This window comes from Agromyces humi, from assembly GCF_009720255.1.
In the GTDB taxonomy this organism is placed as follows: domain Bacteria; phylum Actinomycetota; class Actinomycetes; order Actinomycetales; family Microbacteriaceae; genus Agromyces; species Agromyces humi.
Genome location: NZ_WJSP02000235.1, coordinates 1 through 5793, shown reverse-complemented (window position 1 = coordinate 5793; position 5793 = coordinate 1). Strand labels below are relative to the sequence as shown.

6 protein-coding genes are annotated in these 5793 nt (G+C 69.3%); 1 reads left to right on the top strand and 5 read right to left on the bottom strand.

Translation table 11 applies throughout. From position 1 onward, the window contains the following. Positions 1–152 precede the first annotated feature (152 nt). Genes GH736_RS15770 through GH736_RS15750 form a run of 5 tightly spaced genes read right to left on the bottom strand, consistent with a single transcriptional unit; the run spans position 153 to position 5363 of the window. Positions 153–1010 (bottom strand): ABC transporter ATP-binding protein, encoded by an 858-nt coding sequence (locus GH736_RS15770; RefSeq protein ID WP_159605029.1) that lies wholly within the window; start codon positions 1008–1010, stop codon positions 153–155. Next, positions 1007–1975, bottom strand: a complete 969-nt coding sequence (locus GH736_RS15765; protein WP_159605027.1) for an ABC transporter permease — start codon at positions 1973–1975, stop codon at positions 1007–1009. The genes GH736_RS15770 and GH736_RS15765 overlap by 4 nt, the downstream gene beginning before the upstream one ends. Further along, the gene (locus tag GH736_RS15760; RefSeq protein WP_159605025.1) at positions 1972–3003 is read right to left on the bottom strand and encodes a TIGR03842 family LLM class F420-dependent oxidoreductase; all 1032 of its coding nucleotides are present in this window, start codon (positions 3001–3003) and stop codon (positions 1972–1974) included. The genes GH736_RS15765 and GH736_RS15760 overlap by 4 nt, the downstream gene beginning before the upstream one ends. 46 nt (positions 3004–3049) lie before the next feature. After that, the gene (gene hydA, locus GH736_RS15755; RefSeq protein WP_159605023.1) at positions 3050–4486 is read right to left on the bottom strand and encodes a dihydropyrimidinase; all 1437 of its coding nucleotides are present in this window, start codon (positions 4484–4486) and stop codon (positions 3050–3052) included. A 28-nt stretch (positions 4487–4514) separates the two neighbouring features. After that, positions 4515–5363 carry a nitrilase-related carbon-nitrogen hydrolase gene (locus GH736_RS15750; protein ID WP_159605021.1) on the bottom strand — a complete coding sequence of 283 codons (849 nt, stop codon included), beginning with the start codon at positions 5361–5363 and terminating at the stop codon, positions 4515–4517. Between the two features lie 256 nt (positions 5364–5619). Between GH736_RS15750 and GH736_RS25535 the strand changes: the two genes are divergently transcribed. After that, a partial coding sequence (locus GH736_RS25535; protein ID WP_159605019.1) for a GntR family transcriptional regulator occupies positions 5620–5793 on the top strand: 174 nt, incomplete at its 3' end.

Here is a 5793-nt window from a genome sequence, read left to right as displayed (position 1 = left end):
TGGTGGACGGGGATCGTGAGGGTGACTGGGCGGTCGGAGCCAGCGGTCAATGCAGGATGTCCTTCGGTAGCGGGGTGCGCGGGGTGCGCGGGGTGCGCTCGGGTTGGACATGCGGCGAATCGGCGAGGCAGCGGATGCGGCGGTGGCGGTCATCAGCGAGTCTCCACCCCGCGCGGCCCGGTGCCCACGGGAGCACCGCCGTGCAGCGCCTCGCGCACGGCCGTGACCATGTCGAAGAACGCCCGCTCCTCGCGGAGCTCCTCGGTGCGGGCGGCGCGCTTCGCGTCGGCGCCGAGCCGCATCGGCACGATCTCGCGGATGCGTCCGGGCCGCGGCGACATGACGACGACGCGGTCGGAGAGGAACACCGCCTCGGGGATCGAGTGGGTGACGAACACCACCGCCGCGCCGGTCTCGGCCGAGATGCGCACGAGGTCGGACTGCATCTTCTCGCGCGTCATCTCGTCGAGGGCGCCGAACGGCTCGTCCATGAGCAGCAGCCGGGGCTGCTCGGCGAGCGAACGGGCGATCGCGACGCGCTGCTGCATGCCGCCGGAGAGCTGGTCGGGGTAGCGGTCGGCGAAGTCGGAGAGCCCCACCATGTCGAGGAGCTCCGCGACCCGGGTCGCGCGGGTTCCGGATGCCACGCCGTGCAGCTCGAGCGGCAGGGCCACGTTCCCGGCGACCGTGCGCCACGGCAGCAGCCCGGCCGACTGGAAGGCGATGCCGTACTCCTGGTCGAGCCGCGCCTGCCTGGCGGTCTTGCCGAACACCGCGAGCGAGCCGGCGGTCGGGTCGTCGAGGTCGGCGATGAGGCGCATGAGCGTCGACTTGCCGCATCCGCTCGGCCCGATGAGCGAAACGAACTCGCCGGCCGCGACCGTCAGGTCGATCGCATCGAGCGCCTGCACCTGCCCGCTGCGGGTCTCGAACACCTTGTCGACGCCGCGCACCTCGACCGCGGAGGCGGCAGCGGCAGCGGGAGCGGTCTGGGCCTGGGGGTCGCTCATGCGGCCTCCTCCGTTCGTCGGTAGTTCTTGAGGATCACGCCGAGCAGGGCGATGGAGCCGGCGGCCACGAGCCCGAGCACGATCGCGCCGAAGATCGGCCCCCACGCCTTCGCCGGGTCGCCAGATGCCTGCCCGGCGAACTGGATGAGGATGCGTCCGATGCCGCCCTGCAGCCCGGTCGACACCTCGGCCACGACCGCGCCGATGACGGCGTTCGCCGCGCCGAGGCGCAGGGCAGGCAGCAGGTAGGGCACGGATGCCGGGAACCGCAGTTTCACGAGCGTCGTCCAGTAGCCCGCAGCGTAGGTCTGCATCAGCTCCTCGTGGATGCGGTCGGGCGACTGCAGTCCCTTCAGCGCCCCGATGGCGATGGGGAAGAACGCCAGGTAGCTCGCGATGAGGGCGACCGACATCCAGTCCTGCCACTCGAACGAGCCGATCTCGACGCGCGAGCCCCAGCTCTTCACCACCGGCGCGAACGCGATGAGGGGCACGGTCTGGCTGATGATGATCCACGGCAGCAGGCCCCACTCGGCGAGGCGCCACCGCTGCATCACGAGCGCGAGGCCGATGCCGACGACCACGCCGACGAGCCAGCCGACCGCCGCGATGCCGAGGGTCGTGAGCGCCGACAGGGCGATGACCGCCCAGAGCGGCTGCGCCGACGGCGAGCGCGTGACGGGCTCGCCGAGGCGCCCGATCATGTCCCACACGTGCGGCATCGCGAGGTCGGTGGTGCGCGGCAGCACGCGCGTGGTGCCGAGCACCACGCCGTCGGCCGGCCCGAGCAGCTTGTACGCCTCCCAGATCAGCACGACCGCGAGGATGCCGGCGAGGCCCCAGCCCCAGCGGGCGAGCTCGCGACGGCCACGGCCGCCACGGCGAGACGAGCGGATGCCGCGGTCGGACGCCGCGCCCGCGGCATCCGTCACCGTGGTCGTCTCGCGCACGCCGAGCTCCGTCATGCCTTCGCCGTGATGTGCTCGGAGAGCGCCGGGATCACGGTCTCGCCGTAGACCCGCAGCGTCTCCTCCTTGTTGTCGTGCTGGAGGTAGCCGGCGAACTGGTCGACGCCCAGGTCGGCGAGCGCCTTGAGCTTCGCGATGTGCTCGTCGGCGGTACCGAGCACGCAGAACCGGTCGACGATCTCGTCTGGCACGAACGACGTGTGCGTGTTGCCGGCCCGGCCGTGCTCGTTGTAGTCGTAGCCCTCGCGGCCCTTGATGTAGTCCGTGAGCGCCTGGGGCACTGCACCGCCCGACCCGTCGGAGCCGGTGCCGTACTTCGCCACGATGTCCGCGACGTGGTTGCCGACCATGCCGCCGAACCAGCGGCACTGGTCGCGCATGTGCTCCAGGTCGTCGCCGATGTACATGGGCGCGGCGACGCAGAACTTCACCGACATCGGGTCGCGGCCCACCGCCTCGGCGGCGTCGCGCACGTGCTGGATCATCCACGCGGCGATGTCGAGGTCGGCGAGCTGCAGGATGAACCCGTCGCCCACCTCGCCCGCGAGCGTCAACGCCATCGGCCCGTAGGCCGCCACCCACACCTCGAGCTCGGAGCCCCGCGACCACGGGAACTGCAGCTGCGAGCCCTTGTACTCGACCGGCCGCGAGTTCGCGAGCTCGCGGATCACGTGGATCGACTCGCGCAGCTCCTTCAGCGTGGTCGGCTTGCCGTTCGTCACGCGCACCGCGGAGTCGCCGCGGCCGATGCCGCAGATCGTGCGGTTGCCGTACATCTCGTTGAGCGTCGCGAAGATCGACGCCGTCACCGTCCAGTCGCGGGTCGCCGGGTTGGTGACGAACGGGCCCACCTTGATGCGATGCGTCTCGGCGAGGATCTGGCTGTAGATGACGTACGGCTCCTGCCACAGCAGGTGCGAGTCGAACGTCCACGCGGTGCTGAAGCCGTGCTGCTCGGCGAGCTTCGCGAGGTGCACGGTGCGCGATGCCGGGGGGTTCGTCTGGAGGACGACGCCGAAGTCCATGGGGTGCTCCGCTCGGTTGGGGGTCGGCTCGGGGGTCGGGGTCGACTCAGATGAGGTACTGGCTCAGGCCGCGCTTGAGGAAGCGGCCGTCGCCCTTGGCGCCGAGGTACTGGTCGTCGTCGACGATGACCTTGCCCCGGGACAGCACCGTGTCGACGTGGCCGTCGATCTCGAAGCCCTCCCACGCGGAGTAGTCCATGTTCATGTGGTGGGTCTTCTCGAGGCCGATCGACGTGTGGCCGTTCGGGTCGTAGACGACGACGTCGGCATCGGCGCCCGGCTGGATGACGCCCTTCGTGCCGTAGAGCCCGAACATGCGCGCGGGCGTGGTGCTGGTGAGCTCCACCCAGCGTTCGAGCGTGATCTCGCCGGTGACGACGCCCTGGTACATGAGGTCCATGCGGTGCTCGATCGAGCCGATGCCGTTGGGGATCTTCCGGAAGTCGCCGAGGCCGAGCTCCTTCTGGTCCTTCATGCAGAACGGGCAGTGGTCGGTCGAGACCATCTGCAGGTCGTTCGTGCGCAGCGCCTGCCACATCGACTGCTGGTGGCCCTCCTCGTGGGAGCGCAGCGGGGTGGAGCACACCCACTTGGCGCCCTCGAAGTGGCCCCACTGCTCGCTCGACGCGCCGAGCTGCTCCTCGAGCGACAGGTAGAGGTACTGCGGACACGTCTCGCCGTAGACGTTCTGCCCCTTGTCGCGCGCCCATGCGAGCTGCTCGACCGCCTGCTTCGCCGACACGTGCACCACGTAGAGCGGGGCGCCGGTGAGCTTCGCGAGCATGATCGCGCGGTGCGTGGCCTCCTCCTCCATCTCCCAGGCGCGGGCGACGCCGTGGTAGTAGGGGTCGGTCTTGCCCTGCTCCACGAGCTGCGCGGCGAGCACGTCGATCGCCGGGCCGTTCTCGGCGTGCATCATCGTGAGCATGCCCGTGTCGCGCGACACCTGCATGGCCTTCAGGATCTGCGCGTCATCCGAGTAGAAGACCCCCGGGTAGGCCATGAACATCTTGAAGCTCGTGATGCCCTCGTCGGGCAGTCGCCGCAGCGTCGCGAGCGACGCCTCGTTGACGTCGCCGACGATCTGGTGGAACCCGTAGTCGATCGCGCAGTTGCCGGCCGCCTTCTCGTGCCACGCCCCGAGACCGTCTTCGATGCGCTGCCCGTAGGTCTGCACGGCGAAGTCGATGATCGACGTCGTGCCACCCCAGGCGGCCGCGCGCGTTCCGGTCTCGAAGGTGTCGGATGCCTCGGTGCCGCCGAACGGCAGCTGCATGTGCGTGTGCGCGTCGATGCCGCCGGGGATCACGTACTTGCCGGTTGCGTCGATGACGCGGTCGACGGCTGCCGCGACATCCGTGCCGAGGATGCTGCTGCCGGGCTCGAGCACGGCCCGGATGGTCTCGCCGTCGATGAGCACGTCGGCCGCGGCGCGTCCGGTCGCGCTGACGACGGTGCCGCCGCGGATGAGGGTGGTGGCCATGGTTCGCTCCTTCGCGTGGCTCGTCGGGTTACGGCTTCGGGATGGAGGTGTAGGAGTCGGGCCGGCGGTCGCGGTAGAACTGCCACGCGTTGCGGACGTTGCGGATCATATCGAGGTCGAGGTCGCGGATCACGACCTCCTCCTCGGTCTCGGAGCCGTAGCCGCCGACGATGTTGCCCTGGGGGTCGACGAACTGGCTCTTGCCGTAGAAGTTCACGGCGAGGTCGCCGTACTCGTTGTCCTCGAGGCCCACGCGGTTGGCGGCGGCCACGAAGTAGCCGTTCGCGGCGGCCGCGGCGGGCTGCTCGATCTCCCAGAGCCGGTTCGACAGGCCGGGCTTCGTGGCGTTCGGGTTGAACACGATCTGCGCGCCGTTGAGGCCGAGCTCCCGCCAGCCCTCGGGGAAGTGCCGGTCGTAGCAGATGTACACGCCGATCGGCCCGACCGCGGTGTGGAAGATCGGATAGCCGAGGTTGCCGGGCCGGAAGTAGAACTTCTCCCAGAACTTGTCGAGGTTCGGGATGTGGTGCTTGCGGTACGAACCGAGGATGGTGCCGTCGGCGTCGACCACCACTGCCGTGTTGTAGTAGACGCCGGGCTGCTCCTCCTCGTAGATGGGCAGCACCATCACCATGCCGAGCTCCTTCGCGAGCGCGGCGAAGCGCTGCACGATGGGTCCGTCGGCGGGCTCGGCGTAGTCGTAGTACTTCACGTCCTCGGTGATGCCGAAGTAGGGGCCGTAGAACAGCTCCTGGAAGCAGATCACCTCGGCGCCCTGCTCCTTGGCGTCGCGGGCGAACTGCTCGTGCTTGTCGAGCATGGACTCCTTGTCGCCGGTCCAGGTCGTCTGCGTGATGGCCGCTCGGACGATCGTCATGTTGCCTCCTGAGTCGGTCGGCGTCGTTGCCGTCCGCTCGGTGCACCTGGCGGGACTGCTGCTCAGGTGCGACCGGGCGATGCTGCGACGCCGAGGGTGGTGCGGACTGCCGAACGGGGCTCGCGACCCGTTCTGTTATTGTTCGGCGTGAACATTTCTCTTATGTTTCACTCTGTGTCGCTGTGGTGAATTCATACTGTCCCTTGCTTCGTGAGGAGGCAATGGTCGTGTCAGGTATTCCTGTGAGGGTGCTTCGATGAACGGCGATCGAGCGGATGCCGCTGCGCTGGTCGCGCGGGCCGAATTCCCCGACGCGACACCACGTGGCATCGCCGGCGTGATCGCCCGGCTCGTGAGCTCGGGCGAGCTCGCGCCGGGCGAACGCCTGCCCACCGTCCGCGATCTCGCCGCCGCGCTCGGCGTGAGCCCC

Excerpts from the sequence above, each read along its gene's own strand:
- GH736_RS15770 (WP_159605029.1), bottom strand. The coding sequence starts at position 1,010 with ATGAGCGACCCCCAGGCCCAGACCGCTCCCGCTGCCGCTGCCGCCTCC.
- GH736_RS15765 (WP_159605027.1), bottom strand. The coding sequence starts at position 1,975 with ATGACGGAGCTCGGCGTGCGCGAGACGACCACGGTGACGGATGCCGCG.
- GH736_RS15760 (WP_159605025.1), bottom strand. The coding sequence starts at position 3,003 with ATGGACTTCGGCGTCGTCCTCCAGACGAACCCCCCGGCATCGCGCACC.
- hydA (WP_159605023.1), bottom strand. The coding sequence starts at position 4,486 with ATGGCCACCACCCTCATCCGCGGCGGCACCGTCGTCAGCGCGACCGGA.
- GH736_RS15750 (WP_159605021.1), bottom strand. The coding sequence starts at position 5,363 with ATGACGATCGTCCGAGCGGCCATCACGCAGACGACCTGGACCGGCGAC.